Origin of the sequence: Methylocystis bryophila (assembly GCF_027925445.1) — a bacterium.
GTDB lineage: Bacteria > Pseudomonadota > Alphaproteobacteria > Rhizobiales > Beijerinckiaceae > Methylocystis > Methylocystis bryophila.
Map to the genome: position 1 here is coordinate 2,544,522 of NZ_AP027149.1, position 25,296 is coordinate 2,569,817.

The following is a 25,296-nucleotide window of genomic DNA, read 5'->3' on the forward strand; positions in this document are numbered from 1 at the left end:
TGAAAGCGGGCGCCTCCCGCCGCTTAGAGCATGTCACGGAAAAGTGCGAAGCGGTTTTCCGGTCATGGCATGCTCCACCCTTTTGATTTGGCGCGATTCCTTATCGCTCGAACGATTCCGTTCGAGCGGGAAACGCGCGAGTGGCGTCCATCGTCCGCCGACGCGCTTATTTCAGTCAGCTGCCCGGCGACGCGTTCCTGGTAAGCGGGAACTCCACGATTTTTTCCACTCTTCCGTCCCGTTCCTCGCGCGCCAGCGCTTGCCGGCGTTCCTCTATGGTGCGGCGGGTTTGCGTCATGGCGAGCTCCACGAGATGGATGGCCGGCGCGTCGAGCCGTCGCAGATTGGGATCACCCAGCATCTGCGCCACCACGTTGTCGAGTTCTCGCTCGTTTGCGTTCAGGTCCTCGTGCGTTTGCGAATCGCGCGCGCCCTGGAGAATCGTCAGCAGCTTCTCCGTCAGCTTTTCGGCGTCTTCACGCGGGTCCTTGGCGAAGCGGCCCGCGAGCGTCGCGGCGGCGGAGCCCAGGAGCGACAGCAGCATCGCGCCGATGTAGAAGCCGTCGCTATATTTCTCAAAGAAGCTCTTTTCGTTGCCGTCGAGATAATCCACCGCCCCTTGATGTACGGGGATCGTTCCGCTCCGATCGGTCGAGGGCGCCTCGATCGAATTGGCGAGCGGCGCGACGCCCGCGATCGCCCCGCGCGAGGTGAGGAAGACCCGCGTCACCTCCGCTGCGGTGTCGTCTCGCATCGCCGGGCTCGCCATCAGCAGCACATCCACGCCGACCGTCTCGACGGTCTCGGGCGGGCGCGGCGGATCGCCGCCGAAAGCGCCGTGGGGGATCTCCGAGGTCTCGAGCGCGGGATCTCGCTTGGCGATCGGCCCGGCCTCATCGATCGGAATGAAGATCGGCGGCTTGCGCGCTGGACCCATGACGGCGGCGACGATGTCGGCGCCACCCTCATCAAGGGGGCCCGTCGCCGAAAAGATCGCATCGACCTTTTTCGCGGCGATGGCGGCGCCGACTTCTTCGGGCTGCAAAGAAACGAAAGTCACCGCCTCGTGCGGGATATCGTAATGCCGGAGCACCGCTTCCACCAGATGCGCGATCGCATGGGACTGCGGCAGCTGATGCACGACGCCAAGTTTCTTGCCGCGCAGATCGGCGATGCGGCGAAGCTTCGACCCCGCAGGAGCAAGGACGAGCATCGGGTTGCGGTGCAGTATCAGGAGCGTCTGCGCGGTCGCCTGCACGGCGGCGTCGCCGCGCAGCACGGCGAGATCGGCGTCGCCGGAATCGAGTTGCGCCGCGGCGGCGGCCCAGTCCGGTACGGGGAGAAGATGCAAGCGGATCGGCTTGTGTTGCCGCGTGAACACATGCGCGGCCGCCTGCATGACTCGCGTGTCGTCCCCAACCTGCGGAACAGCGACTGTAAGCTCAATGGGACGGTTAAAAAAATGCACGACGGCCACTGTGCCGCCGACTGCGAGCAGGGTCGCGGTGATCAGGGCAGGCAGCAGCTTGCGCATGGCGTCTGGTTTTCCATAACGCCTAGAAAAATTGCACTAGCTTACGGCGACTTCAAGGCGAAAGCCGGAATAATCCCGGCTTAGGCTGCGCCCCAAGCTGTCCGGAGTGAACCGGCGACAGGCGAAGGGGTGCGCGATGCGCACCCTCACCCGACCGCTCCGCCCGAGCGGGCCTTGCGCTTCGCCAGCGTGCGCAGACGGAGCGCGTTGAGCTTGATGAAGCCTTCCGCGTCGCGGTGGTCGTAAGCGACGGCGCCCTCTTCGAAGGTCACGAGCTCCTGATCGTAGAGAGAGTAGGGGCTCTCGCGCCCGACGAGGATCGCGGAGCCCTTATAGAGCTTCAGCCGCACGCGCCCGGTCACGAGCTCCTGGCTCTTGTCGATTGCGGCCTGCAGCATCTCGCGCTCGGGCGCGAACCAGAAGCCGTTGTATATGAGCTCCGCATAGCGCGGCATCAGCTCATCCTTCAGATGCGCGGCGCCGCGGTCGAGAGTGAGGCTCTCGATTCCGCGATGCGCAACGATCAGGATGGCGCCGCCCGGCGTCTCATACATGCCGCGCGATTTCATGCCGACGAAGCGATTCTCGACGAGATCGAGGCGGCCGATCCCATGCAGGCGGCCAAGCGCGTTGAGCTTCGTCAAAAGCGCCGCCGGCGTGAGCTTCTCGCCGTCCACGGCCACCGCGTCTCCGCGCTCGAAGTCGATCGTCACATATTGCGGCTGGTCTGGCGCCTGCTCCGGGTCGTTGGTGCGCGAGTAAACATAGTCGGGAACCTCCTGAGACGGGTCCTCGAGGACCTTTCCTTCGGAGGAGACGTGCAGCAGATTGGCGTCGGTCGAGAAGGGCGCGTCGCCGCGCTTGTCCTTGGCGATCGGGATCTGGTTTTTCTCGGCGAAGTCGATCAGGGCCGTGCGCGAGGCGAGATCCCACTCGCGCCAGGGAGCGATAACCGTAATATCGGGCTCGAGCGCGTAATAGCCGAGCTCAAAGCGCACCTGATCATTGCCTTTTCCAGTGGCGCCGTGACAGACGGCGTCGGCGCCGACCTTGCGCGCGATCTCGATTTGCTTCTTGGCGATGAGCGGGCGCGCGATGGAGGTGCCGAGCAGATAGAGCCCCTCATATTGGGCGTTGGCGCGAAACATCGGGAAGACGTAATCGCGCACGAATTCCTCGCGCAGGTCCTCGATGAAAATATGCTCGGGCTTGACGCCGAGAAGCGCCGCCTTGGCGCGCGCGGGCTCCAGCTCCTCACCCTGTCCGAGGTCCGCGGTGAAGGTGACGACTTCCGCGCCATATGCGGTCTGCAACCATTTCAGGATGATCGACGTGTCGAGTCCCCCCGAATAGGCGAGGACGACGCGCTTGATGTCTTTCTTGTGCTTTCCCGAACGCGACTGAATCTGCGACACGATTTCCCCCAGCTATGCCCATGCCATCGGCACGCGGCGCTCTAGATCACGCCGCGTTCAAGCGGAATCGCCTGAACGCGGAAAGCGTGATCGCTTCTAAAAGCTTAGAGCGCGATTTGTGCGAAAAACCGGTTTCCACTTTTTCGCATCGCACTCTAGATCACGCCGCGTTCAGGCGGGATCGCCTGAATGCGGAAAACGTGATCGTTTCTAAAAGCTTAGAGCGCGATTTGTGCGAAAAACCGGTTTCCACTTTTTCGCATCGCGCTCTAGATCACGCCGCGTTCAGGCGGGATCGCCTGAATGCGGAAAACGTGATCGTTTCTAAAAGCTTAGAGCGCGATTTGTGCGAAAAACCGGTTTCCACTTTTTCGCATCGCGCTCTAGAGCATGTCCCGGAAAGGCGCCAAGCGGTTTTCCGGTCAGGACAGGCTCCAAGTTTTGAGTTGGAGCTTAGCCCTTTTCGATAGCCTGATCGAAAAGGTCTCGCTCTAGTGCGATCTCTGCTCAAACGGATTCATTCGAGCGAAGAGAAACCGCGCCAAGTTAGACGCGGAACGAATGCGGGTCGTAAAGTCTCTGTCGCTTGCGGGCTCGCTCTAAGTTCCAGGCGGCGAAGATGGCGACCGCTCGACCTTTGTCAAGGACGGCTTAGTGGTCTGGGGCTGAGGAGTGATCTTGGGCGCGGCTATTTGCCCTGCGGGCCCTGAGTTATCCCCGCAAAAAACGAGAAGGGCAGTAGTGAATATAAAGGTATGAATTTAAAACATAAATCAAGTATTGCTGACTATGGCTGTTTCCTAGGGGACCGTTTCGGCAGGGCGGCGGGTTGACTTGATTCGGGCTGATGGGGTCATGTGATTCGTGAGCGTGGCGAAGCACAGCCCTGGGAGGCGGCGATGCAGGTTCGTTATGTTCAGGATGCGCAGGAGCGCGCCGCCGACCTGAAGAAAAAGCTTGGTCGCGACGCGGGCTTCAATCTGGGCGTCTGCAAGCGCTTTGAAGAACTGGAGACGGCGTCCGGCGCGCCGCTCGATGTGCTTCTGATCGACGCGTCCCGCGCCGACCGGATCGCGCTTGAAGACGACATTCGGACCGCCCGCAAATATACCGACGCGCCCATCGTCTTCGTAACGGGGGGTGAGAACGGCCAGATTCGGGCGCGCGCTCTCAAGGCCGGCGCCGAGGCTGTGCTGCCGCGCGAGTCGATCACTTCCTCTCTGATTCGAGAGGTTGTCGAGCGGGCCGCGACGCGCCGCCGAGCCGGCAAGACGAAGCGGCGCAGCGTTGCGAAGACGAAAGCTGGGTCTTCGGGATCGGGGGCCTGTGTCGACGCGCCGAACACCGCGCTGAAAGCTTCGCTGGCTTATGTAGAGCAGGGCCTGGCGCGGCTCGATCTCAACGGCGGGACGCCCCTGCCTTTGTCCTCGGATCCGCCCGCCGCGGATCTGTTGACGATCATCGGCTACGCTCGCAAACTCATAGGCCGCGAGCCTGGCTCTTCTCTCGAATGCGACGGCGCCGCGCTTCTTTCCGCCCTTCAAGACGATCTCATCGACGCTGCCGCCGAGGCGGGCGTGGCCCTGCTCATTGAAGCGCCGGCGCCTGCGAGGTTTTTCGTTGTGGGCGCGCCGGACAACGCGCGTCTCGGCCTCGAAGCGATCGTGATCGGCTTGCTGCGAGCCTGCGACAAGGGAAGCCGGTTGCGCATCGAACTGCGCACTGAGGGCGAGGAGACGCGCCTTCGCGCCAGGGCTGACGCGCCACTTGTGGGAAATCTTTGCGCTTTCTTCGCGCCCGAGGGCGAGGAGTCGGCATTCGATTATTCGACGAGCTCGCTTCGCTGTGGCGCGGCGCTTTTGGGCCTGCGCCCAGAGCAGATTGATCTTTCGGAGGAAGGTCGGGGCGTTATCCAGATCTATCTTTAGAGCGAATTCTCATCGCAAAAGTCCGGCGGCTTTTGCGATGAGAATTCGCTCCACGCTTTCGATTTGGCGCGATCCCCTATCGCTCGAGCGATAACCTTGATCCAGACCGCGAGCCTCAAGGCTTGCGCAAACGCTGAACCCGTTGAGCCGGGAGGCTCGCGCCGCGCAAGCCGGCGTTAGGCTTAACGGTGACATTTACGACGGCGCCCGTGAATAAGGTCGCTCGGGGGTGGGGCTTTTTCGCAATTCTTTACCGCCGAGGCCGTCTCATGCGCAAAAGCAGGAAGGCGGCGCGCATGACGGCCCGATCGGCACGGATAATCTTATGGCTCGAGCTGAAAGAGGTCTTTCGCCTCGTCACGCCTTTGGAGCTTTCGCTCGTTCTCTCGACGCTCGCTCTGGTCTTCCTTGTGGCCGCGGGGAACAACGGCGAGCTGATGTGAGCCGGCTCGGAGCGCGCTTTTTCTTCGGAGATTGGTGCGGGTGGAGGGACTCGAACCCCCATGCCTTGTGGGCAACGCATTTTGAGTGCGCCGCGTCTACCGGTTCCGCCACACCCGCATGAGCGACAGCAGATAGCCTTTGCGGCCGCCCTGTTCAATGCCCTTGTCGCGTCGCGTGATCCCCGGCGCGCTTGTCTGGCGCTCGACGGCCTATGCGGCGCGCTGAGTTTTCCTGAGGACCCGGCCGGTGCAGGACTCTCGGATCGCGAGGCGCGGCGGGTCGAACGGCGTGGTCCCACCTCTTGAGCAAAGAAGAGCAGCGGTGATTATGCGCGGCCGGGATCGGAAACTCTTTGGATCGGGCGATTCTCGATGTGATTTTCAAAGAGCTTTAACAATATTTCGAACGCAGCGCAGCGAACTTCTCGCGTGACGGCGCCGCAGAGCCCTAGCCGCTCGACAGCTCAGCGGAAAAATGCTTAAATTCCGCCGTTAGGACGGCGAACATAAAGTCGCTTCCAGGAGGATTAGATGGCGGTGGCTCGATCCTATTTCGGCACGGATGGCATTCGCGGCAAGGCTAATGAAAAGATCACGCCCGAACTCGCGCTAAAGGTCGGCCAGTCGGCAGGCTTGATTTTTCAGCGGGGCGAAGGGCGTCATCGCGTCGTGATCGGCAAGGACACCCGTCTTTCCGGCTATATGATTGAAAACGCCTTGGTCGCCGGATTCACCTCTGTCGGCATGGACACGCTGCTCCTAGGCCCGATGCCGACGCCGGCCGTGGCCATGCTGACGCGGTCGATGCGCGCCGACGTCGGCGTGATGATCTCGGCCTCGCACAACGCCTATGAGGATAACGGCATCAAGCTCTTCGGTCCGGACGGACATAAATTGTCCGACGAGATCGAGGCCGAGATCGAGAGCCTGATCGAGAGCGACCTGACCCGCCGACTCTCGCAACCGCAGGATCTCGGCCGCGCGCGGCGCATCGAGGACGTGCGCGCGCGCTACATCGAATTCGCCAAGCGCACGCTGCCGAGAAACATGAGCTTCGAAGGCCTGCGCATCGTGCTGGACTGCGCGAATGGCGCCGCCTATCGCGTCGCGCCGGAAGCGCTTTGGGAGCTTGGCGCGGAAGTCATCGCCATCGGCGTCGATCCGGACGGCTTCAATATCAACCGCGAGTGCGGCTCCACGTCGCCTCAAGCGTTGCGCCAGAAGGTGCGCGAGCTGCGCGCCGACGTGGGCATCGCGCTCGACGGCGACGCCGACCGGGTGATCATGATCGACGAGAACGGCCAGATCATCGATGGCGATCAGCTCATGGCGGTCGTCGCCGAGAGCTGGCGCGCGCAGAACCTCCTGACGCGGCCGGGCATCGTCGCGACCGTCATGTCCAACATCGGGCTCGAGCGCTATCTCGCCTCGCTCAATCTCACGCTGGAGCGCACCGCCGTCGGCGACCGCTATGTGCTGGAGCGGATGCGTGAGGGCGGCTTCAACGTGGGCGGCGAGCAGTCCGGCCATGTGATCTTGTCGGACTATTCGACGACGGGCGACGGTCTTGTCACCGCCATGCAGGTGCTCGCCGAGGTGCAGCGCAAGAATCAGCGCGTCAGCGAGGTCTGCCGGCGTTTCGAGCCCGCGCCGCAAGTGCTGCAAAATGTGCGCGCCGCGCGCGCGCAGCTTGAGAAGGACACTGTCGCGCGCATTATCGCGGCGGCCCATGAGCGTCTCGGCGCGACGGGCCGGCTGGTGATCCGTCCCTCCGGCACCGAGCCCGTCATCCGCGTCATGGGTGAAGGCGACAATCGCGAGCTCGTGGAGGAGATCGTCGCCGAGGTTTGCCACGCGCTGAAGGACGCGGCCATCGCCGCCTAGATCGCGCTGCGTTCGGGTGAACAAAGACTCAAGCTTGCGCAAGTCGGCAGGCTTCGTCAGATGATCGAAGCCGGGTCGTCTCGCTCGCCCGGGCGCGAGATTTCCTCCATAATGCGCCGATGCCTTCGGAGCGCGCGCCTCAGCTCGAGTCAAAGCCCAATCTGACCGGGAACATGCCCGAGCTCACCGTCTCGGAACTCGCCGGCGCGCTGAAGCGCACGGTGGAGGAACGATTCGGCCTCGTCCGAGTGCGCGGCGAAATCGGCTCCTGGCGCGGGCCGGCGGCTTCCGGCCACGCCTACTTCTCGCTGAAGGACGAGGGCGCCCGGCTCGACGCGGTCATCTGGAAAAGCGCGTTGGCGCGGCTGAAGACGAAGCCGGAGGAGGGGCTGCAGGTCATCGCGACCGGAAGGCTAACGACTTTCCCGGGCAAATCCTCCTATCAAATCATCATCGAGGCGCTGGAGCCCGCCGGGGTCGGCGCGCTGATGGCGCTGCTCGACGAGCGCCGCAGACGGCTCGCGGCGGAGGGGCTTTTCGATTCAGCGAGAAAGCGCGCGCCGCCCTTTCTGCCGCGCGTGATTGGCGTCGTGACCTCGCCGACGGGCGCGGTCATTCGCGATATCTTGCATCGTCTGCGCGAGCGCTTTCCACGGCGCGTGCTGGTTTGGCCTGCGCGCGTACAGGGCGAGAGCTGCGCGGCCGAGGTCGCCGCGGGGATCGAGGGCTTCAACGCGCTCGCGCCCGAAGGCGCCATCCCGCGGCCGGACGTCCTCATCGTGGCGCGCGGCGGCGGCTCCTTCGAGGATCTCTGGGGCTTCAACGAGGAGATCGTGGCGCGCGCCGCCGCTGCGAGCGCCATTCCGCTCATCAGCGCCATCGGACATGAGACCGACACGACGCTGATCGACCTCGCGGCGGATTTGCGCGCCCCGACGCCGACCGCAGCGGCAGAGAAGGCGGCGCCCGTCCGCGCCGAACTCGTCGAGCAGATTGCGGTGCTGGCGCGCCGGCTCCAAGCCGCCCAACGCCGGCTCCTGGACGACCGGCGTGCGCGGCTCACGGCGCTCGAGCGCCATCTCGCCTCGCCCGATCGCGCATTGGCCACGCCGCGGCAGCGGCGCGATCTCGTCCAGCAGAAGCTTGCCGCGGCCATGCGCGCCGGGCTCGACGCGCGCAGGCTGCGTCTCGCGCGGGCCTCGGGGCTTTTGGCGCGCCACTCGCCGCAAGCGGAATTCGCGCGCGCTTGCGAGCGGCTGCGCGGCCTCTCGGCGCGGCTCGCTCAAGCGATGCGGGCGCGTCTAGCGCTGGAGGCGGAGCGGGTCGCCTTCTCCCGCAGGAGGGCGGCGCAAGCGGGCGAACGGCTCCTGCGCGCCTTCCGGCATGGTCTGGAGGCGAGGCGAGGCGCTTTGGCGCGCATCGACGCGCTTTCGCGTTCGCTCGGGCCTGAGGCGGCGCTCCAGCGAGGCTTCGTGCTCGCGCGCGACAAATCGGGTCAGATCGTTCGAAGCGCCCATGCGCTCACCTTGGGCGATCAGCTCTCGCTCACCTTCTCGGATGGCGTGGCTCTGGTCCGGGTGCTCGGGGGCGAGGTCTCGGAGTCGACGAGAAAAGAAGAGGCGGCGCCGGCGAGACGGCGTCCCTCCGGCCGCGTCGCGAATAAGGATCAGGGCCAGCTTTTCTGAGAAGAAGCGCGCCCGGCGGCCTGTTTACCGATTGTTCGCCGTAATTTCGCCCGATAAACAGCGTGGAAAGGCGTTCGAGACGCGGGTCCGGCGCTTTCTGGCGATGGGATGCGACGCGCTCGGCCGGCGCCGGAGGCGGCGCTAGGACTCTTAAGGAGAGATCCCGATGCTTCGATTCATATTCAAGCTGTTCACGACGGCCTTTGTCGCCGCGGTCGGCTTCGGACTGGGCGTTCACTACGGCACCAATGAAAAGGTTGCGAAACTCGAGGGAGCCGTCGAGGAGCGCCTTGCTTCCGCGGTGTCGGCCCTCGAGACGAAAATGAAGTCCAGCAAGGCGGCGCCGTCGGATCAGGCCGCCGCGGAATCGGCGTCGCAGGCCGCCGCTGAGCCCGCTCAGGCTGCCGACGTTGCGGTCGCCGCCCCGGAACAGGACCAGAGGCCTGCCGAGCAGACCGCCTCAGCGGCTGAGCTTGCTGCCCCGGCCGCCGAGCAGACCGTGAGCGACGCTTCGCCCGCTCCCGCGGCCTCCGGCCAGCAGATCGCCGCGAACCAGACCGATTCCGTTGCGGCTCCGGTCGCCGACGACCACGCCGGCATGATGAAGACCGCGCAAGCCGCCGAGCCGGCTGCGCCTCCGGCCGAAGAGGCCAAGGCCAAGGGCGGCGAGAAGAAGAAGAAGAAGAAGGCCAAGGCCAAGGCTGCTAAGGCCGACGCCGGCGCCGACAAGCCCGCCGATCCGCAGTAAACTTCGCGCGACGCTTCGCCGCGCTCCTTACCGCCGCTCCCGAAAGCCGCGTCGCTTTCGGGAGCGTTTTCGTTGCGCAAGCGAAATTTTTTCTCCGCCAGATCACGCTGCGCTCAGCTGAAATCGCCTGAGCGCAGCGTGATCGATTCTTTTCGATCGACTCCACGCGATCGGGACGCGCTCTAACCGAAATTTTTCTGGCGCCGGGCGAAGCGGCTTGCCTCGACGCGGCGTTCGGCCAATGATCGGGCATGTCGCTCGATGTCGTGGATCTCAGAGCCTTTTATGATTCGCCGCTCGGCTTCGTCGCGCAGCGGCTCGTTTCTCGCGTGCTGCGCCTCCGCTGGGACTCTCGCTTCACCGGCTTGAGCCTGATGGGGCTCGGCTATGCGACGCCCTATCTGCCCGATTTCGCCAAGGAGGCGCAGCGCACGCTCGCCTTCATGCCGGCCGAGCAAGGCGTCGTGCATTGGCCGACGGATGGCCGTCCCGCCGCCGCGCTCGTCGATTTGACGATGATGCCGCTACCCGATGCGGCGATCGACCGAATTCTCGTCGTCCATGCGCTGGAGACCAGCGAGCATCCGCGCGATCTGATGGAGGAGATTTGGCGCGTGATGGCGCCGGGCGGTCGCGCCATCTTCGTCGTTCCGAGCCGCTCGGGCCTTTGGGCGCGGCTCGACACGACTCCTTTTGGCCAGGGCCATCCTTATTCGCGGCTGCAGCTGCGCCACCTGCTGCAAGAAACCCTGTTTCTGCCGATCTTCTGGGGCGAGGCGCTCTATGTGCCGCCCTTCGAGAGTCCCTGGCTCTTGCGCTCGGCTCCGGCCTTCGAGCGCATTGCGGGACGCTGGTCGCTGCCCGGCGGCGGCGTGCTCGTCGTCGAGGCGACGAAGCAGCTCTACAAGCCGATCAGCCTGCGCCGGGCGGTTCGGCGCGCGATCCCGCAGCTCGAACCGGCGCTGGAGCCCGTCGGCGCGGCTTGAACGCCCGAGACCCGCTAGCGCGTCTCCCGCTCGAACGGAATCGTTCGAGCGATAAGGAATCGCGCCAAATCAAAAGGTTGGAGCATGTCTTGACCGGAAAACCGCTTCGCACTTTTCCGTGACATGCTCTACCGCGCCGGCGCGGGGGGGCGCGTCTTGAACTCGACCGCGACGCCAAAGCTCTGGGCGAGAAATAGTCCGCCGTGCAAGAGGCCGGCGTTGTCGATGCCGTGACCGAGCCCCGGCGACATGTGCCACTGCGCCGAAAGACCCGCCTCGGCCAGGAGGTCGGTGGAAAGCAGCAGGGCGTCGATCGGAATCAGCTGATCTTCCTCGCCGTGGACGAGCAGGATCGCGGGCGGGGGCCGCTGGCCCGCCATATCGCCCGGAGGGGTTCCGTCCGGCGGCGTCACCAGCAGGCCCGAATAGCCGAGAATGGCGCGCGGAGCCTTTTTGCGCCGAAGCCCGACGTGAAGCGCGAGCATGGTGCCCTGGCTGAAGCCGACGAGCGCCAAGGCGCTCTCGTCGAGGCCAAGGTTCGCGAGCTCCGCGTCGAGAAAGGCGTCGATCGTGGGGCGCGCCGCCAGAACCCCGTCCCAGCGCTCATTGGGGTCGCGCATCGTCAAGGGGAACCACTGCCGCCCGCCCGGCGACATGGCGCAGCGCTCGGGCGCGTTGGGCGCGACGAACTCCGCGTCGGGCAGGATCTGCCGCCATTGCCGACCGATCTCGATCAAGTCGGCGCCGTCGGCGCCATAGCCGTGAAGGAAGACGACGAGCTGCTTGGCTACGCCGGATTTGGCTTTCACCCTGGGACCGTCGATGAGCGCCGTCATGAGCCTCGCCTTTGAAGTTCCGCCTTTCGGTTCGGTTTCGAGCCTTTGGCGCCAAAGGTCAAGCGCTTGGGAGGGCGATCCGGCGGCCGCAGAAGTTGACCCCATCAATCAAAGACGGGTCACCGCGGCGTCGAATCCGGCTAGAACTGCGGCTTCGCCACCATCAGCCAGAAGATCGCGATCATAGCGGTGAAGGCCGGCCAGCCGAGGGCGAACCACCAGCGAAAATACGTGCTGTAAACGGGCGGCAGCGGCGCGCCGCTCGCAAGACATTTTTCGGCGATGCGCGCCATTTTAATCTGCAGCCAGACGACGGGCAGCCAACATGCGCCGACGAAGAGATAGAGGCCGATCGAGGCGACGAGCCAAGGCGAGTCGAGCGGCCAGCCTTCGTCCTGCGCGAGCAGCACTCCGGTCACAGGCTGAATCAGCACGGCGGGAGTCGTGAACAGCCAATCGGCGAGCACGACGTTCTTGTCGCCGACGACGATCGCCTTGAGATCGCCGCGCAGATTGGCGGCGAGCCCGTGAAAGGCGGTGCCGAGGCCTGTGCCGAAGAGAACGGTCGATGAGAGGACATGCGCGGTTTTGAGAATCAGCGGATCAATCATTTAAGGCTCCATGGCGATCATGACGAGGAGCGCCGCGGCGAGCGGCAGATTCTTGAGCAGCGGCGCGAAAGGATGAAGCCAGTAGTCGGCGGGCAGGAACGCGGCGAAGCCGGAGAAGGCGACCATGGAGGCAAGCATCAGCCAACCCGTGAGTCGGCGTCGTGGAGCAAGGAGCAGCGCCAAGCCGAGCAACAGGTCCAGCGCCGCCCCGCCAAAAAGCGCGACTAGAGCCGGGAGCCCGCGGAGGCCGATCTCGCTGAGCAGCGCTTCGCTCTTCGCTTGCGAATAGAGGCCGAAGGAGAGGACGCCGGTTGCAATCCACAAGAGCCCAAGGCTCCATCGCAACGCCGGTCGCCATAGGAAGAGCCGCGCCGCCAGCCGGTCCGGCTCGCAGGCGGGCTCGAGCGCCAGCGCTGTCTCGAGAGCGCGTGGCGCGCGCCCGAGCGCCGCGGCCATCGGGCCGGGATCGGAAACATTGCCGCGCTCGAGAAGCGTCACGATCTCACGATTGAGCGGCCCGCTGGCGACGCGTCCCATGATCGAGGCCGCAAGAAGCAGCAGGCGATCTGGCACGTGGAAAAATTGCGTGGGCGCCAGACCCAACCATTCGCGCAAGCAGAGCAGCAACCCATCCATGTCCATCGGCGCGGGGCCAACGACGTCGAGTCGGCGCTGCGACGGCGCGCCTTCGGCAAGACGCGAGATAAGCTCGGCGACATCCGCGACGTGCACGGGTTGAAAACGCCAGCGGCCGTCGCCGAGGCGCGGTAGCATCGGCAGCGCGGCGGCGGCGCAAAGCCAGTTCGAGCTCGCCCCGCCGCGGCCGACGACGAGCGAAGGTCGCAGAATGCGCCAGTCGAGACGCTTACTAGTGGGATCGAGAGCAGCCAGAGCCTCCTCGGCGACGGCCTTCGTCTGCTGGTAGGCCGTCTCGCCGCAAGCTTCCACGCCGAGCGCCGACACGTGAATGAGTCGCTTCACATCCGCCGTCATCGCGGCGCGAAACAGCCGGCTCGCGCCCGCTGCGTGCACCTCGGCCATGCTGGATTCTCCGGCGTCGCGCACGAGGCCGGCACAATTGACGACGATCTCGAAGGTCTCGAGCTTGTCGCGCAGCAGCGCTTCGCCGTCGCGCGCAAGATCAATGGCTAGGCGCGACGACGCGACGACGTAATGGCCGCGCGCGCGCAAGGCCGCCGCCGCATGCCGGCCAATGAAGCCGGTCCCGCCGATAACGAGAATGCGCGCCATGCGTTCGTCTCCCGTGGAAGCGGCGAGAAGCCCTCGCCACGCCCACCGAAGCGCAACGACCATGCCGGAGACCATGTGATTGTTTTATAAAGATCGCTTTTCTCTTGCTGATAACGAAGGATACGAATCTGGCTGGCGTCTCTATAAACTTTGGATATACTCGCGCTCATGTCGGCGAGTCATCTCTTCCTCGCCTCGGCGATCCTCACCGCCTCGAGCAGCGTCGCGCTTGCGGCCTTTCTGCTGACGCGCGCCGGGGTGGCGCCGGGCGCGCGCTCGCTCGCGGCCTTCGTCCTCATCGTCGGGCTCTATGCGTTGGGGATCTCGGCGCCGGCGCCTTTGGGCCAAGGCTTGTTGGCGCTGGCGCCGCTCGGCTCGGCCGTCTCCGTCGATTTCATCATCGCGCTCACAGGCCGCGCCAAAGTGGCGCGCCCCTTCGTTTATATGATCGGCGTGGCTGCGACGCTCCTTGCGCTCTTCATGGGGGCTGGAGAATTTTTTGAAACGAGCGAGGGGTTGCGCGGCTTTCGTTACGAGGGGGCGGGGCTTCTCGCCGTCGCCGCGGCCATCGCGCTCGCGGCTTTCGGAAACGGGCTCCTCGTCGATGCGCTACGCGACGCTAAGGGCAAGCGGCGCCGCGAAATCGCGATCGTGCTCGCCTCCTCGCTCATCGGCCTTTCGACTGTCGTCTCCTTCGCCCCGCCGATCTTCGGACATTTCGTCGCGCCCTGGTCGATCCTCGCGCTGCCGATCTATCCGGCGATCCTCGTCTACGCGATCCTGCGCTATGAGCTGATGGCTGCGAATGTCTGGGCGCGACGCGCGGCGGGCTATGCGCTGCTCCTTCTCGCCGCTGCCGTCCTCGCGGGTCTGCTTGCGGCGGCGCCGCTGAGCCTTATTGCGCCGGCGACGGGGTTCTTCTCGTTGTGGCTCGTCGTCGCTAGCGCGATGACCTGCGCCTTTGCGTTAGGCTCGCCGATTCGGCGCCTCGCCGACCGGATCGTCTTTGCCGAAGCCGAGATTTCGGCCGAGACAATGGCCAATTGGCGGGCTGCCCTGCTGCAGGTCGATTCGCCGCAGGAAGCGATGAGCGTCGCGAGCCGCCATTTACGGAATGCGATGCGGCTTCCGGTCGAGGCGCGGCTCGGTACGAGCGGCCCGGAGCCGGCGCTTTGCTGCGAGAAGACCGCGCGAGGATGGGTTGCGCGAATTCAGGGCTTCGACGACGCTCCGCCGGGCGCGCGCCGCATCGCGATCGTCTATGGCGACCTCCTGGCGCAAGCGCTCGAAGAAGCGCAGCGTCGCCGTCGGCGCGCAGAGCAGGAGCGGCTCGCGGAGCTCGGCCTCCTCGCCTCGACCATCGCGCATGATCTGCGCAATCCGCTCAACATCGTCAATATGGCGGCGGCCGGCGCGCCGAAGGCCGTGCGGACCGAGATCTTAGAGCAGACGCGACGCATGAACCGGCTCGTCGCCGAGCTTCTCGACTACGCCAAGCCTTGGACGCTCGAGCCCGTCGCGATCGACCTCGCGCAGGCGCTCTCAGGCGTTGAGGCGCATATGGAAGCGGGAGCGACTCTAAATGCGGACCCGCTGCGCCTCGCCCAGGCGCTCGAAAATCTTCTCGCAAATGCGCGCGCGGCGGGCGCGCGGACGCAGGTCTTCGTCGAGCGTGCTGACGGCGCGACGCTGATCCATGTCTGCGACGACGGGCCGGGCGTTCCGGAGGATCTCAAGGATCGCCTCTTTCAGCCTTTCATCTCACGCTCCAACGAGGGCACTGGCCTGGGACTGGCTATCGTCGCGAAGATCATGACCGCGCATGGCGGAACGGCTGCGCTCGGCCGGCGGCCAGGCTTCTCGACATGCATTACGCTGAGGTTTCCGCCATGAGCGGCGAGACGATCCTCATCGTCGATGACGAGGCGGCGTTCCTGCGTGTTGCGGGCGCCTTTCTTTCTGGCGAGGGCTATCGCGTGGTCACGGCGATGGACGACGCCTCAGCACGCAGGGCCTTCGCTGAGGCGAAGCCCGATCTCGTGCTGCTCGATCTGGTCATGCCGCCGGCGCGCACGCCTGAGGCCGGCCTTTCGCTCGTCGCGCCCTTCGCCTCGGCGATCGTGATCGTGCTCACCGCGCATGGCGATCATGAGTTCGCATTGCGCGCCATCAGCGCCGGCGCCTGGGATTTTCTGGCGAAGCCCGTCGAGCCGGAGCTCCTGCGATTTGCTCTCTCGCGCGCGCTGGCGAAGCGTTCCTTGGAGCACGAGGTCGCGCGCCTCAAATCCGAGCGCAACCAGACAGGGGACGCGCTCATCGGCGCCTCGCCGGCGATGACGCGGCTGAAGGAAATGATCCGCCGCATTGGCGCGGCCGAAATCCCGGTGATCGTGCTGGGGCCGACGGGCTCCGGCAAGGAGCGCGTCGCCCAGGCGCTACATCGGGCGAGCGCAAGGCGCGACCGCCCGCTTGTGCCCATCCATTGCGGCGCCATTCCCGCCGAGCTCCTCGAGAGCGAGCTCTTTGGCCATTTGAGGGGGAGCTTCACCGGCGCTCACACGGATCGCGCCGGGCTCGTCGCGAGCGCGAACGGCGGAACGCTATTTCTCGACGAAATCGGCGAGATGCCGGTCGCGATGCAGGTGAAGCTTCTGCGCTTTCTCCAGGAAGGGATCTACATGCCCGTCGGCGCCCGCGAGCCGCGCCATGCCGACGCGCGCATCATCTGTGCGACGCATCGCGAGCTCGAGGCGATGATTGCCGCCGGAACCTTCCGTGAAGACCTCTATTATCGCCTGCGCGGCGTGATCCTGCGCGCGCCTCCCTTGGAGGCGCGGCGCGAGGACATTCCTGTCCTTGCCGCGCATTTCCTCGCGACGGCAGTGAAGAAGCGAAAACTTAAATTCTCGCCCGAGGCGCTCGCCTGGCTTTCGGCGCAGCCCTGGCCCGGCAATGTGCGTGAGCTGAAGGCGACGGTGGAATGCGCCGCGGCGCTCACCGATCCGTCGCATCCGGCGATCTCGATCGAGGACCTAAGCTTCGCTGGCCGCGGAAGGGCTTCGCCCGAGGCAAGCGACGAAACGCTCCCGGAGGCCACAGCGAAGCTCGAGCGGCGTATGATCGGCGCGGCGCTCGTCGCGACCGACAACAATCACAGCGCCGCCGCGCGGCGGCTTGGCGTTTCGCGCGTCGGACTGTTGAAGATGATGACGCGGCTCGGATTGCGATGAGACCGGCGCCCCGAAAAAAACGTCATGAGATTCAGCGAGCTTGGGGCTGGGATTTCGGAGCACATTAGAGCCGCAGCGAAACGCGGACCGCCTTCGGCTTGTCAAAGGCGGAGAATCCGGGGAAAACGGCTTACGATTGAGGGGAACCATCTGCCGATTCTGTGTCGCTAGAAACTCTCAACGGCGGCTCCATAACTGGAGAAAAAGTCATGGTCTATCGTAATAAGCTAACGTATCGTAATATGCGTTCGTTGTTCTTCCTATTTGCTGTAATATCTTTAGGTATTTGCTGCGAGAGAGAAGCTTACGCCTATCAGCAGACTTTCATTATCACAAACGCTTTTTCGAGGGAACCCATAATTGTCGCGCTAGAGTCAAATTCTGGCGGAGAAGGCCAAATACAAAAAATGACTCTTAGCGCCGGTCAAGCAAATTGCCGCCAACAGCCGGATGGGAGCTGGCTGATCACAGCTCAAGGCGGCTCCTGCACTCTACAATCCGTGAACAATATTAACGGCATGTGGCGCATGTGCGCCGACTATATACCAAGTTTTTATCAATGGGTACGGTTATCCCAACAGCAAACGAGCATAAACTGTTTTGACGGCAAACACACCCGAATAGAGGTTTCAGCATCTAGCCCGGGCACAAATCTCGATATCAGTGTTATTCCCGCCGGGGGCAATGCGGGGGTTTTCTGTAACGACCCACAATGGGGAAATTGTTCATACAACAACGCTGACAAGACTGTTTATGTAGCGAGCATGGGCGGAAATGTATGGTGTAGCCAATTGAATCCGAGTCAGCCAGAAGCATCCCAATGCACGGGCGGCGCCACGGTGAGTCAACAATATTGTGGTGGTTCTGGGTTGAAAGCGGCCTATAACATCGGTGTCACCGCATCATGCAATACTGTCACCAATGCCTACAACAGGACCATCACCTTAACGTGCAAAGGAACTCCTACGTTAGGGACGGCCGGATATCCTTCGAATTGCGGTTTCACGAGCCTGTCTAGCCCGCCGAGCGCAACTTGTATCGGCAATGGTGGGGTAAACTGCTATCAGGCGTTTTTTTCGCCAATGTCGGCCGGCGGGACCTACACTCAAAACGGGAAATATTACTGTGGCTTTACCGGCGCATTTGAGCAGCCAGACATAACCTGCTCAAGCCCGACGACACCGATAAGCATAACTTTTTCTGACCCAAGAAGCTGAGCATCGTCCAGTAAATCAAGAGACGAGCCTCCGCATGCGTGGGGGCTCGAGGGTGCAATTGTCTCTGGCTGGCGGCGAGGCCCTCGTGGCGCCGCATGACGCTTCGCTGTTTCTCCGCCCCTCAATTCCCCGTCGGCGTGCTCGGGAAGATCGGGCCGTCCTTCACCTGCTCGAAGTGCAGCGAGGGGTCGTAGATGTCGACGGCGAGCGCAAGGCGCTCGGCTGAAAGCGCCCCGACCGCGCCGAGCACGGCGTAAGAAGCGACAACCCGGTCTCGTTGTGCGGAAAGCAGCGCGAGCCTGGCGTTCAAAAGCTCGAGCTGCGCGTTGAGGATCTCGATCGTCGTGCGCTGGCCGGCCTTAGCCTCCTCGCGCACGCCATTGAGCGCTTTCTCGGCGGCCTTGATCTGCGTCTCCGCCGCGGACGCTTGCGTTTTGGCCGCCACCCACGCGCCCCAGTTGGCGCGGACCAGAGCCCGAACCTCGGCGCGCGCGGCGTCGGCGTCCCGTTGCTTCTGTCCGGCGACCTCCTTGGCCTGGCGCACGCGCGACGGCGTCAAGCCGCCATCGTAGAAGGGCACGGAGAGCTTGCCGACTACCGAAGCACCGAGGAGACGGTTGCCGCGAGCGATGAGATCTGTTTGTGTGAACAGATTGCCTACAACCGACAGCTTCGGCATGAAGTCGCCCTCGGCGACGTGGATGTTGAGATCGGCGGCGTCGGCGTCGTGCAGCGCCGCGACGACGACCGGATTCTCGACGAGCGCGATTTCTTCAGCTTCCTCGCGCGTCCTGGGCAAGAGCCCGTCGATGGATCGCGCCGGCACGAGCCGCTTGGGCTCGTCGCCGATCGTCTTACGGTATTGTCCAAGGCTTGCCTCCAGCACCGCACGAGCGGCGCTTTCCTGCGCGCGGCCGGCGGCGAGCCGCGACTCGGCCTGCGCGATGTCCGTCGGGGTGATTTGTCCATATTGGAAGCGTTCTCGGGTCTGCCGCAACTGCTCCGTCAGGATCTGGACGTTGTTTTGCTGCAATCGCACAGCGGCGCTCTCGCGCAGGACGTCCATGTAAGCCGTGACGGCCTCGAGCAACACGCGCTGCTCGAGAAGGCGCAACCTTTGACGTGCTGCGAGGACGCCGCTTTGCGCCGAGCGGGTCGCATTCTGTGTCTTGAACCCGTCAAACACCGGCTGCTCGACCGAGAGCAAGCCCGCGCGCGGATAGGCGCGGCCCGACTGCACCGAATGCTGCGTGCCAAGAGTCGTCGGATCGTTGTTTGTGGTCTCCATTGTGTCGGAGACGCTGCGGCTGTCGAGCACGCCGAGCTGCGCGTCGCCGCCCACCCGCGGGCGGAGCCCAGCGAGCGCCTGCGGCACGCTTTCGTCGATGGCGCGCACGCCGGCCCGTCCGGCCGCGAGGTTGGGATTGGCGGCATAGGCGCGCGCCAGCGCGCCATCGAGCGTTTCGGCGCGCGCGAAGGGCGCCGTCACGAGGCAGGCGAGAAGAACGGTGGCGCGCCAGGCGCTCACGCCCGGATCTCCTCGGCTTCCGCCAGTTCCGCCTCCGTCGCGTGAGGCTCGCCTCCACTCACCAGCGTGTAGAGGGCTGGGAGCACGAGGAGCGTGAGCAGCGTCGCGCTGATCAGCCCGCCGATGACGACGGTGGCGATGGGTCTTTGCACCTCGGCGCCGGTGCCCGTCGCGAGCGCCATCGGCAGGAAGCCGAGAGAGGCGACGAGCGCTGTCATCGCGACGGGGCGCAAGCGCGTCATGGCGCCCTTGAAGATCGCCACGCGGGGCGACAGGCCCCGGTCGATCAATTGCCGAATATAGGTGCGCATCACGAGGCCGTTGAGCACGGCGACGCCGGAGAGCGCGATGAACCCCACCGCTCCCGAGACCGACATTGGCATGCCGCGCAGCCAAAGCGCCGCGACGCCGCCCGAAAGCGCCAGCGGCACGGCGCTGAAGACGAGGACTGCGTCGAGCGCGCTGCCCAGCGCCGAATAGAGGAGCAGGAAGATCAAGGCGAAGCACGCCGGCACGACCACCGCGAGCCGTGCGCGCGCCGCCGCGAGATTCTCGAATTGTCCGCCCCAGGCCACCCAATAGCCGGAAGGCAGGGCGACCTTAGCAGCGACCTTCGCTTGCGCATCGGTGACGACGGAGGCGATATCGCGTCCGCGCACATTGGCGGTGACGACGACGCGGCGCCTGCCGTTCTCGCGCGAGATTTGGTTCTGCCCCTCGGCGACCGAGATCTTGGCGATCTGCTTGAGCAGGATCGACGACGGCGCGCCGCCGCCAGACGCGGGCAGGGGCACGGGTATGTTCTCGAGCGACTGGATTTCGGAGCGCTGCTGGTCGCCGAGGCGGATGGTGATTGGAAAGCGCCGGTCGCCCTCGAAGATGAGGCCGGCCACCTGTCCGCCGATCGCGGCGCCGATGACGTCTTGCACGGCCGCGAGGCTCAGTCCCAATCGCGAGACCGCGTCCTTGTCGATCTTGATGTCGAGGATGGGAAGGCCCGCGATCTGCTCGACCTTGACATCGGTCGCGCCGGGCACCCGTTGCAAGATCGCAGCGATTTGATTGGCGGCCTTCAACATCACGTCGAAATTCTCGCCGAAGACTTTCACGGCGATGTCGCCGCGCACGCCCGCGAGCAGCTCGTTGAAGCGCAATTGGATCGGCTGCGTGAACTCATAAAGATTGCCCGGAAGCTGACTGACGCGCGCGCGCAATTCGGCGATCAGCTCGTCCTTGGACATATGCGGGTCGGGCCACTGGTCTTGCGGCTTGAGCAAGATGAAGGTGTCGGTCAGGTTTGGCGGCATCGGGTCGGTCGCGACCTCCGCCGTGCCCGTCTTCGAGAACACATAAGCGACCTGCGGCGCGCCTTTGAGCATCCTCTCGACGTCCTTCTGCATGGCCTGCGACTGGGTCAAGGACGTGCTGGGAATGCGATTCGCCTGCATCGCAAGGTTTTTTTCGTCGAGCGTCGGGATGAATTCCTGGCCGAGCCGCGTGTAGAGCAGGGCGGCGAGAACGAAGACCGCGAAGCCGACGGCTACGGTGCGCAGCGGCGCATCCATGGCGCGCCGCAGCGCCGGCCCGTAAAGCTGCTTAAGCTTGCGGATGATCGCGTTTTCTTTCTCTTCGACGCGGCCGGTGATCAGCAGCGCGATCATCGCCGGGACGAAGGTCAGCGACAGCACGAATGCCGAAAGCAGCGCGATGATGACCGTCATCGACATCGGCTGGAACATCTTGCCTTCGACGCCGGTGAAGGTGAGCATCGGAACATAGACCAGCATGATGATTGCCTGCCCGTAGACGGTCGGCTTGATCATCTCGTCAGCCGAGACAATGATCGTCTCGATGCGCTCATCCTGTAGAAGCGGTCGGCCGAGCGCATGCTGGCGCTCGGCCAGGTGACGCAGGCAGTTTTCCGCGATGATGACGGCGCCGTCGGCGATGAGGCCGAAATCGAGAGCGCCGAGGCTCATCAGATTGGCGCTGATGTGCGCTTCGGTCATGCCGATCCCGAGGAACAACATCGTGATGGGAATGACGAGCGCGGTGATCAGCGCGGCGCGAACGTTCCCCAAAAGGGCAAAGAGCACGAAAACGACAAGCGCCGCGCCCTCTGTCAAATTCTTTGCGACAGTCTTGATCGTCGCATCGACGAGCACCGTGCGGTTGAGGATGCTCTTGATCTCGACGTCGGGCGGCAGTCTTTTGGCGATCTCGCCAATCTTCTCGTCGACCGCCGCCGAGACGGTTCGGCTGTTGCCGCCAATTAGCATCAGCGAGGTGCCGATGACGATCTCCTCGCCATTCATGCTGGCGCTGCCCGTGCGCAGCTCGCGGCCGATGCCGACCTTGGCGATGTCGCCGATGCGCACCGGCACGCCGTTCTTGGAGATGAGCACCACCTTACGGATGTCGTCGACGGTCTCCAGCCGGCCGCCGCTGCGAACGACCAGGCCGTCGCCATAGCGCTCGATATAGCCGGCGCCGCGCGACACATTGTTGCGTTCGATGGCGCTCGCGACATCGCCGAAGGATAGGCCCAGAGCAAGGAGCTTCGCCGGATCGGGCTCGACTTGGAACTGCTTGACGTAGCCGCCGAGCGAGTCGACGCTCGCCACTCCCGGCACGGTCCGGACCTGCGGGCGGACGACCCAATCCTGCAGCGTGCGCAGATAAGCGGCTTTCTCGATATCGTTGCGTAAAAGCTCGCCTTCGGGCGTGAGATAATCGCCGTTGCTCTGGAAGCCGGGCTCGCCGTCGGTTCGACGCGCGTCGGCGCCGGGCTTGTAGCGCAGCGACCACATGTAGATCTCGGAAAGACCCGTGGCGACCGGCCCCATTCGCACCTCGACGCCGGGCGGAAAATCCGCCTTTGCGTCATTGAGGCGTTCCGTCACCTGCTGGCGCGCGAAGTAGAGATCGACCTTGTCGCTGAAGATCGCCGTGACCTGCGCGAAGCCGCTGCGCGAAAGCGACCGCGTCGATTCGAGTCCCGGTATCCCCGCGAGCGCGTTTTCTATGGGAAAAGTGATCTGCTTCTCGATCTCCGTCGCCGAAAGGGCCGGCGCTCGCGCATTGATCTGAACCTGATTATTCGTGATATCGGGGACAGCGTCGATCGGCACGCTCATGAGCGAGAAGACGCCGACCGCGCCGGCGACGACGACGAGCAGCAGGACCAGCCATCGCCGATGGACGGAAAAGGCGATTATTTTCTGGATCATCTCGCGTCGTCACTCTTCGGGAATGTCGTTCTTGCCGAGCTCCGCCTTGAGCACGAAACTATTGTCCACCGCCACGATCTCTCCCGGCTTGACGCCGGCCTCGATCTGAATGTTCTCGTCGTCTCTCGCGCCGGTCTTCACGATGCGCTTGTCGAAGCCCTCCGGATTGCGCACGAAGAGGACGGGTTCATTGGCGACCGTCTGGATCGCCGCGCGCGGCGCCATCGCCCGGACCTTTTGCTCCTCGAGGACCACGCGCGCGGTCAGGAGACTCCCCGGGCGCAAGGCCTGATTTTGATTGGGGAAGGAGGCGATGACATGGCCGGTCCGCGTCTCGGGGGTCAGCATCGCATTGACGAAGATCACGCTTCCCGCAACCTCCCGACCTTCGGGCGTGAGGATCGTGACGCGCTGCTTTTCCTTGATGAATGGCATGTCGGCGACCGGGACCGCGAGGTCGGCCTCGACGGTTGAGACGTCGGTGACGATGTAGATTTCCTTGGACTGTCCTTCGCCGCCGACGGGTTGTCCGATGGCCACCAGTCGCTCAGACACCCGTCCGGCGACCGGCGAGCGGATCTCTTTCTCGCGCAGCGCGGATATCGGCTGATTCGGCAGCGCCGCGATCTCTGCGTCGGATAGATCGAGCGCGGCGAGCTTTTGTCGTGCGAGATCGAGACGAAGTTTGGCTTCGGTAAAGGCCGCGCGCGATTTCAAGAAGAGCTGCTCGGCGATGATCTGCTTGGCGTATAAGCCCTTGTCCCGCTGGAACAGCGTGTTTTGCAGATCGTAGTTTGTCGTCGCGGCGAGATATTCGCTTTTGGCGTCAGCCACCTCCCGCGAATCGAGAACAGCCACGACCTCGCCTTTGGCGATGGGGTCGCCGAGCCTCTTGCGCAATTGGGCGACTGTGCCCGCGACTTTTGCGGCGACATGCCCAACGAGCTCCGGATCGGGAGTGACGGAGGCCGGAATCGAAATTCGGCGCCGAATGACGCCAGGCTGGATCTCCGCGGTCGTGATTTTGGTGGCTTGGATTTGCGCCTCGCTGAGACGGATGAGATTGTCGTTCGTTCTGGCGGCGTTGCTCGTTGCGTCCTGCTGCTTCGAGTCCGGCTGAACGGGCTTGAGGGCGGTCATCAGGCGTGGGAGCTGGGCGCCGACGAGCGCCGCAAGCAGCAGCGCCAGAACGAGCTGAAGCCTTTTGGACATGGGGTCTCGGCAGAAACGTAGCCGGACGTCCGGCTTCTTCGTGCGGTATAGGATTTAAGAGTCTCGGCGCCAAGGGTCGCTCCGGTTCTCCCCGCCCGCTTTCTTTATAAGTCGACAGGAAAACGACAGCCTTCTCGACATGTAAACCCGCGGTCGTCTATGCTGTGGCTCGCGCCCTCTCGTTCGTGCGAGCGGAGCGGAGCTGCGCGGCAGTCGGAATCAACCGAGATGCATTGGACTCACGACTTCATTGAAGCGCTGGGCTATCTGGCGGCGGCGGCGAACGCTTACGCTTATGTCTCGAACACGATGATCCCGTTGCGCATCGCGGCGATTCTCGCCAATGCTCTGTTCGCCGGTTATTTCTTCCTCAAGGGCGTTTATCCGCTCTTCGCCTTCAACGCTTTGCTCCTGCCCTTGAACGTTTGGCGGCTCTTGCAGATGAAGCGCCTCATCACCGCCGTGCGGCTCGCCACGGAGGATGAGTTTCACTCCGATTGGCTGCGTCCCTACATGCGTCCAAAGAAGGTGCCGGAAGGCGTCACGCTCTATCGCAAGGACGCCGCCGCAGACGCCGCCTATGTGATCGTCAAGGGCAGGATCCGCGTTCCCGAGAAAGATGTGTCGCTTGGGCCGGGCGCGATGTTTGGCGAGCTTGGACTTTTTGCTGACGGTCAGAAGCGCACCGCCAGCGCCGTCGCCGAGACCGACGTCGAGCTGTTGTCGCTGCGATACTCGGACCTGATGCAGCTCGTGACGCAAAATCCGCAGTTCGGCTTCTACCTCATGCGCTTGATGGTGCGTCGCATGCAGCACAATGTTGCGCTCGCGGCCCTCGGCCGCGGCTAGAGCGCAATGCAAAAGCGAAATCCGATTTTCGCATAAATCGCGCTCCAAACTTCAAGAATCGCTCACGTTTTCTACATTCAGGGGATTGCGCCTGAAGGCAGCGTGATCTTGCCGGCGTCGAATCGCCCCTGGAAGATCGACGTCATCGGCCCCCCCCCGGCTCAAACGCCGCTCGGCGACCAATTTTGCTCGATAAATTGAGACGAAAAGGATTTCAGGACCGATATTGCAAAAAAAATTGGCAGTCGAGCTGCCCGCGAGAAGTGGTCTTTGCGCTGGGTTTGCTGCGGATATTGCAGGAACTTCCTGGATGGAGAGCGGGGTAGGGCTGCTCGCGCCACGCTTGGGCGCGCCCCTGGACAGCGCTCGCGTTTGTGCTAACCTGACGACGGTCGTCTCACGACCCACAAGGGGAAAGAGCTAACGCGTCGGCAAAGCACGATAACAAGGCGCGAAGCTCAGCCAAAGAAAGAAGGAGAGGAATAATGGCTTCCAAAGAACTCGAACTCACGCCGAACGTTTACATCTTCGCTGGCGTCGGCGCCCTCATTCTCGGCGGCCTCGCTTCTTTTGCCCTGGGCGGCCTCACGAACACCGTCGCTGCCGGCGTTGTCGGCGGTTTGGCGGGCGGCGCTCTCGGCCTGTTTATCTAATACGCGTCCTTATCGGACTGACACTGGCCGCGCCGGCAGCCGTCCTACGGTTGCTG

General features: G+C 64.0%; 20 protein-coding genes and 1 tRNA gene. 12 read left to right on the forward strand and 9 right to left on the reverse strand.

Translation table 11 applies throughout. From position 1 onward, the window contains the following. Window positions 1-175: 175 nt before the first annotated feature. Together QMG80_RS11875 and QMG80_RS11880 are read right to left on the reverse strand one after the other, a co-directional pair. A complete protein-coding gene (locus QMG80_RS11875; RefSeq protein ID WP_085773002.1) occupies window positions 176-1,534 on the reverse strand; it encodes a TAXI family TRAP transporter solute-binding subunit in 1,359 nt (452 codons plus the stop codon). Window positions 1,535-1,680: 146 nt separating this feature from the next. Then, window positions 1,681-2,940, reverse strand: coding sequence for an argininosuccinate synthase (locus QMG80_RS11880; RefSeq protein ID WP_085773848.1), 1,260 nt, complete (start codon window positions 2,938-2,940; stop codon window positions 1,681-1,683). A gap of 95 nt (window positions 2,941-3,035) precedes the next feature. Between QMG80_RS11880 and QMG80_RS11885 the strand changes: the two genes are divergently transcribed. The 3 genes from QMG80_RS11885 to QMG80_RS11895 all read left to right on the forward strand — a co-directional run bounded on the left by QMG80_RS11885 (window position 3,036) and on the right by QMG80_RS11895 (window position 5,320). Further along, a complete protein-coding gene (locus QMG80_RS11885; protein WP_210190833.1) occupies window positions 3,036-3,419 on the forward strand; it encodes a hypothetical protein in 384 nt (127 codons plus the stop codon). A gap of 429 nt (window positions 3,420-3,848) precedes the next feature. Then, window positions 3,849-4,877: an ANTAR domain-containing protein gene (locus QMG80_RS11890; RefSeq protein ID WP_085773003.1), complete on the forward strand. Its 1,029-nt coding sequence runs from the start codon at window positions 3,849-3,851 to the stop codon at window positions 4,875-4,877. 296 nt (window positions 4,878-5,173) lie between these two features. Beyond that, the gene (locus QMG80_RS11895; RefSeq protein ID WP_158658865.1) at window positions 5,174-5,320 is read left to right on the forward strand and encodes a hypothetical protein; all 147 of its coding nucleotides are present in this window, start codon (window positions 5,174-5,176) and stop codon (window positions 5,318-5,320) included. Window positions 5,321-5,352: 32 nt separating this feature from the next. Here QMG80_RS11895 and QMG80_RS11900 read toward each other — a convergent pair. Continuing rightward, window positions 5,353-5,438: transfer RNA gene (locus QMG80_RS11900), tRNA-Leu, on the reverse strand. A gap of 413 nt (window positions 5,439-5,851) precedes the next feature. On the opposite strand from QMG80_RS11900, the gene glmM reads away from it, so the two are divergent. The 4 genes from glmM (at window position 5,852) to QMG80_RS11920 (ending at window position 10,623) form a co-directional block, all read left to right on the forward strand. Further along, the gene (gene glmM / locus QMG80_RS11905) at window positions 5,852-7,204 is read left to right on the forward strand and encodes a phosphoglucosamine mutase (RefSeq protein ID WP_199768993.1); all 1,353 of its coding nucleotides are present in this window, start codon (window positions 5,852-5,854) and stop codon (window positions 7,202-7,204) included. Window positions 7,205-7,323: 119 nt separating this feature from the next. After that, entirely contained in the window at window positions 7,324-8,889 is a 1,566-nt protein-coding gene (xseA, locus tag QMG80_RS11910; protein WP_085773004.1) for an exodeoxyribonuclease VII large subunit, read from the forward strand. 166 nt (window positions 8,890-9,055) lie between these two features. Further along, window positions 9,056-9,637, forward strand: a complete 582-nt coding sequence (locus QMG80_RS11915; RefSeq protein ID WP_085773005.1) for a hypothetical protein — start codon at window positions 9,056-9,058, stop codon at window positions 9,635-9,637. 251 nt (window positions 9,638-9,888) lie between these two features. Further along, window positions 9,889-10,623, forward strand: coding sequence for a methyltransferase domain-containing protein (locus QMG80_RS11920; protein ID WP_085773006.1), 735 nt, complete (start codon window positions 9,889-9,891; stop codon window positions 10,621-10,623). A gap of 128 nt (window positions 10,624-10,751) precedes the next feature. Here the strand turns inward: QMG80_RS11920 and QMG80_RS11925 are convergent, their stop codons facing one another. The 3 genes from QMG80_RS11925 to QMG80_RS11935 form a co-directional block, all read right to left on the reverse strand. Then, window positions 10,752-11,459: an alpha/beta hydrolase gene (locus QMG80_RS11925; RefSeq protein WP_085773007.1), complete on the reverse strand. Its 708-nt coding sequence runs from the start codon at window positions 11,457-11,459 to the stop codon at window positions 10,752-10,754. A 140-nt stretch (window positions 11,460-11,599) separates the two neighbouring features. Then, entirely contained in the window at window positions 11,600-12,070 is a 471-nt protein-coding gene (locus QMG80_RS11930; RefSeq protein ID WP_085773008.1) for a DUF2269 family protein, read from the reverse strand. After that, window positions 12,071-13,321 carry an SDR family oxidoreductase gene (locus tag QMG80_RS11935; RefSeq protein ID WP_085773009.1) on the reverse strand — a complete coding sequence of 417 codons (1,251 nt, stop codon included), beginning with the start codon at window positions 13,319-13,321 and terminating at the stop codon, window positions 12,071-12,073. Between the two features lie 168 nt (window positions 13,322-13,489). On the opposite strand from QMG80_RS11935, the gene QMG80_RS11940 reads away from it, so the two are divergent. From QMG80_RS11940 to QMG80_RS11950, 3 genes are all read left to right on the forward strand, one after another. After that, a complete protein-coding gene (locus tag QMG80_RS11940; RefSeq protein WP_085773010.1) occupies window positions 13,490-15,214 on the forward strand; it encodes a sensor histidine kinase in 1,725 nt (574 codons plus the stop codon). Further along, on the forward strand, window positions 15,187-16,551 hold the full coding sequence (locus tag QMG80_RS11945) for a sigma-54-dependent transcriptional regulator (protein ID WP_245299984.1): 1,365 nt from the start codon (window positions 15,187-15,189) through the stop codon (window positions 16,549-16,551). The genes QMG80_RS11940 and QMG80_RS11945 overlap by 28 nt, the downstream gene beginning before the upstream one ends. Window positions 16,552-16,760: 209 nt before the next feature. Further along, a complete protein-coding gene (locus QMG80_RS11950; RefSeq protein ID WP_158658866.1) occupies window positions 16,761-17,768 on the forward strand; it encodes a hypothetical protein in 1,008 nt (335 codons plus the stop codon). Between the two features lie 121 nt (window positions 17,769-17,889). Here the strand turns inward: QMG80_RS11950 and QMG80_RS11955 are convergent, their stop codons facing one another. The 3 genes from QMG80_RS11955 to QMG80_RS11965 are packed head-to-tail and all read right to left on the reverse strand — an operon-like array spanning window position 17,890 to window position 23,738. Then, the gene (locus QMG80_RS11955; RefSeq protein ID WP_085773012.1) at window positions 17,890-19,296 is read right to left on the reverse strand and encodes a TolC family outer membrane protein; all 1,407 of its coding nucleotides are present in this window, start codon (window positions 19,294-19,296) and stop codon (window positions 17,890-17,892) included. Next, window positions 19,293-22,526 (reverse strand): efflux RND transporter permease subunit, encoded by a 3,234-nt coding sequence (locus tag QMG80_RS11960; protein ID WP_085773013.1) that lies wholly within the window; start codon window positions 22,524-22,526, stop codon window positions 19,293-19,295. Before QMG80_RS11960 ends, QMG80_RS11955 begins: the two co-directional genes overlap by 4 nt. Before the next feature lie 9 nt (window positions 22,527-22,535). Then, window positions 22,536-23,738 carry an efflux RND transporter periplasmic adaptor subunit gene (locus QMG80_RS11965; protein ID WP_085773014.1) on the reverse strand — a complete coding sequence of 401 codons (1,203 nt, stop codon included), beginning with the start codon at window positions 23,736-23,738 and terminating at the stop codon, window positions 22,536-22,538. Window positions 23,739-23,966: 228 nt separating this feature from the next. On the opposite strand from QMG80_RS11965, the gene QMG80_RS11970 reads away from it, so the two are divergent. Together QMG80_RS11970 and QMG80_RS11975 are read left to right on the forward strand one after the other, a co-directional pair. Next, on the forward strand, window positions 23,967-24,587 hold the full coding sequence (locus QMG80_RS11970; RefSeq protein ID WP_085773015.1) for a cyclic nucleotide-binding domain-containing protein: 621 nt from the start codon (window positions 23,967-23,969) through the stop codon (window positions 24,585-24,587). Window positions 24,588-25,072: 485 nt separating this feature from the next. After that, window positions 25,073-25,240, forward strand: a complete 168-nt coding sequence (locus tag QMG80_RS11975; RefSeq protein WP_199768994.1) for a hypothetical protein — start codon at window positions 25,073-25,075, stop codon at window positions 25,238-25,240. Window positions 25,241-25,296 lie beyond the last annotated feature (56 nt).

Coding starts and splice junctions, on each gene's coding strand:
- QMG80_RS11875 (WP_085773002.1), bottom strand. CDS start 1,534: ATGCGCAAGCTGCTGCCTGCCCTGATCACCGCGACCCTGCTCGCAGTC.
- QMG80_RS11890 (WP_085773003.1), top strand. CDS start 3,849: ATGCAGGTTCGTTATGTTCAGGATGCGCAGGAGCGCGCCGCCGACCTG.
- QMG80_RS11895 (WP_158658865.1), top strand. CDS start 5,174: ATGACGGCCCGATCGGCACGGATAATCTTATGGCTCGAGCTGAAAGAG.
- glmM (WP_199768993.1), top strand. CDS start 5,852: ATGGCGGTGGCTCGATCCTATTTCGGCACGGATGGCATTCGCGGCAAG.
- xseA (WP_085773004.1), top strand. CDS start 7,324: ATGCCTTCGGAGCGCGCGCCTCAGCTCGAGTCAAAGCCCAATCTGACC.
- QMG80_RS11915 (WP_085773005.1), top strand. CDS start 9,056: ATGCTTCGATTCATATTCAAGCTGTTCACGACGGCCTTTGTCGCCGCG.
- QMG80_RS11920 (WP_085773006.1), top strand. CDS start 9,889: ATGTCGCTCGATGTCGTGGATCTCAGAGCCTTTTATGATTCGCCGCTC.
- QMG80_RS11925 (WP_085773007.1), bottom strand. CDS start 11,459: ATGACGGCGCTCATCGACGGTCCCAGGGTGAAAGCCAAATCCGGCGTA.
- QMG80_RS11930 (WP_085773008.1), bottom strand. CDS start 12,070: ATGATTGATCCGCTGATTCTCAAAACCGCGCATGTCCTCTCATCGACC.
- QMG80_RS11935 (WP_085773009.1), bottom strand. CDS start 13,321: ATGGCGCGCATTCTCGTTATCGGCGGGACCGGCTTCATTGGCCGGCAT.
- QMG80_RS11940 (WP_085773010.1), top strand. CDS start 13,490: ATGTCGGCGAGTCATCTCTTCCTCGCCTCGGCGATCCTCACCGCCTCG.
- QMG80_RS11945 (WP_245299984.1), top strand. CDS start 15,187: ATGCATTACGCTGAGGTTTCCGCCATGAGCGGCGAGACGATCCTCATC.
- QMG80_RS11950 (WP_158658866.1), top strand. CDS start 16,761: ATGGTCTATCGTAATAAGCTAACGTATCGTAATATGCGTTCGTTGTTC.
- QMG80_RS11960 (WP_085773013.1), bottom strand. CDS start 22,526: ATGATCCAGAAAATAATCGCCTTTTCCGTCCATCGGCGATGGCTGGTC.
- QMG80_RS11965 (WP_085773014.1), bottom strand. CDS start 23,738: ATGTCCAAAAGGCTTCAGCTCGTTCTGGCGCTGCTGCTTGCGGCGCTC.
- QMG80_RS11970 (WP_085773015.1), top strand. CDS start 23,967: ATGCATTGGACTCACGACTTCATTGAAGCGCTGGGCTATCTGGCGGCG.
- QMG80_RS11975 (WP_199768994.1), top strand. CDS start 25,073: ATGGCTTCCAAAGAACTCGAACTCACGCCGAACGTTTACATCTTCGCT.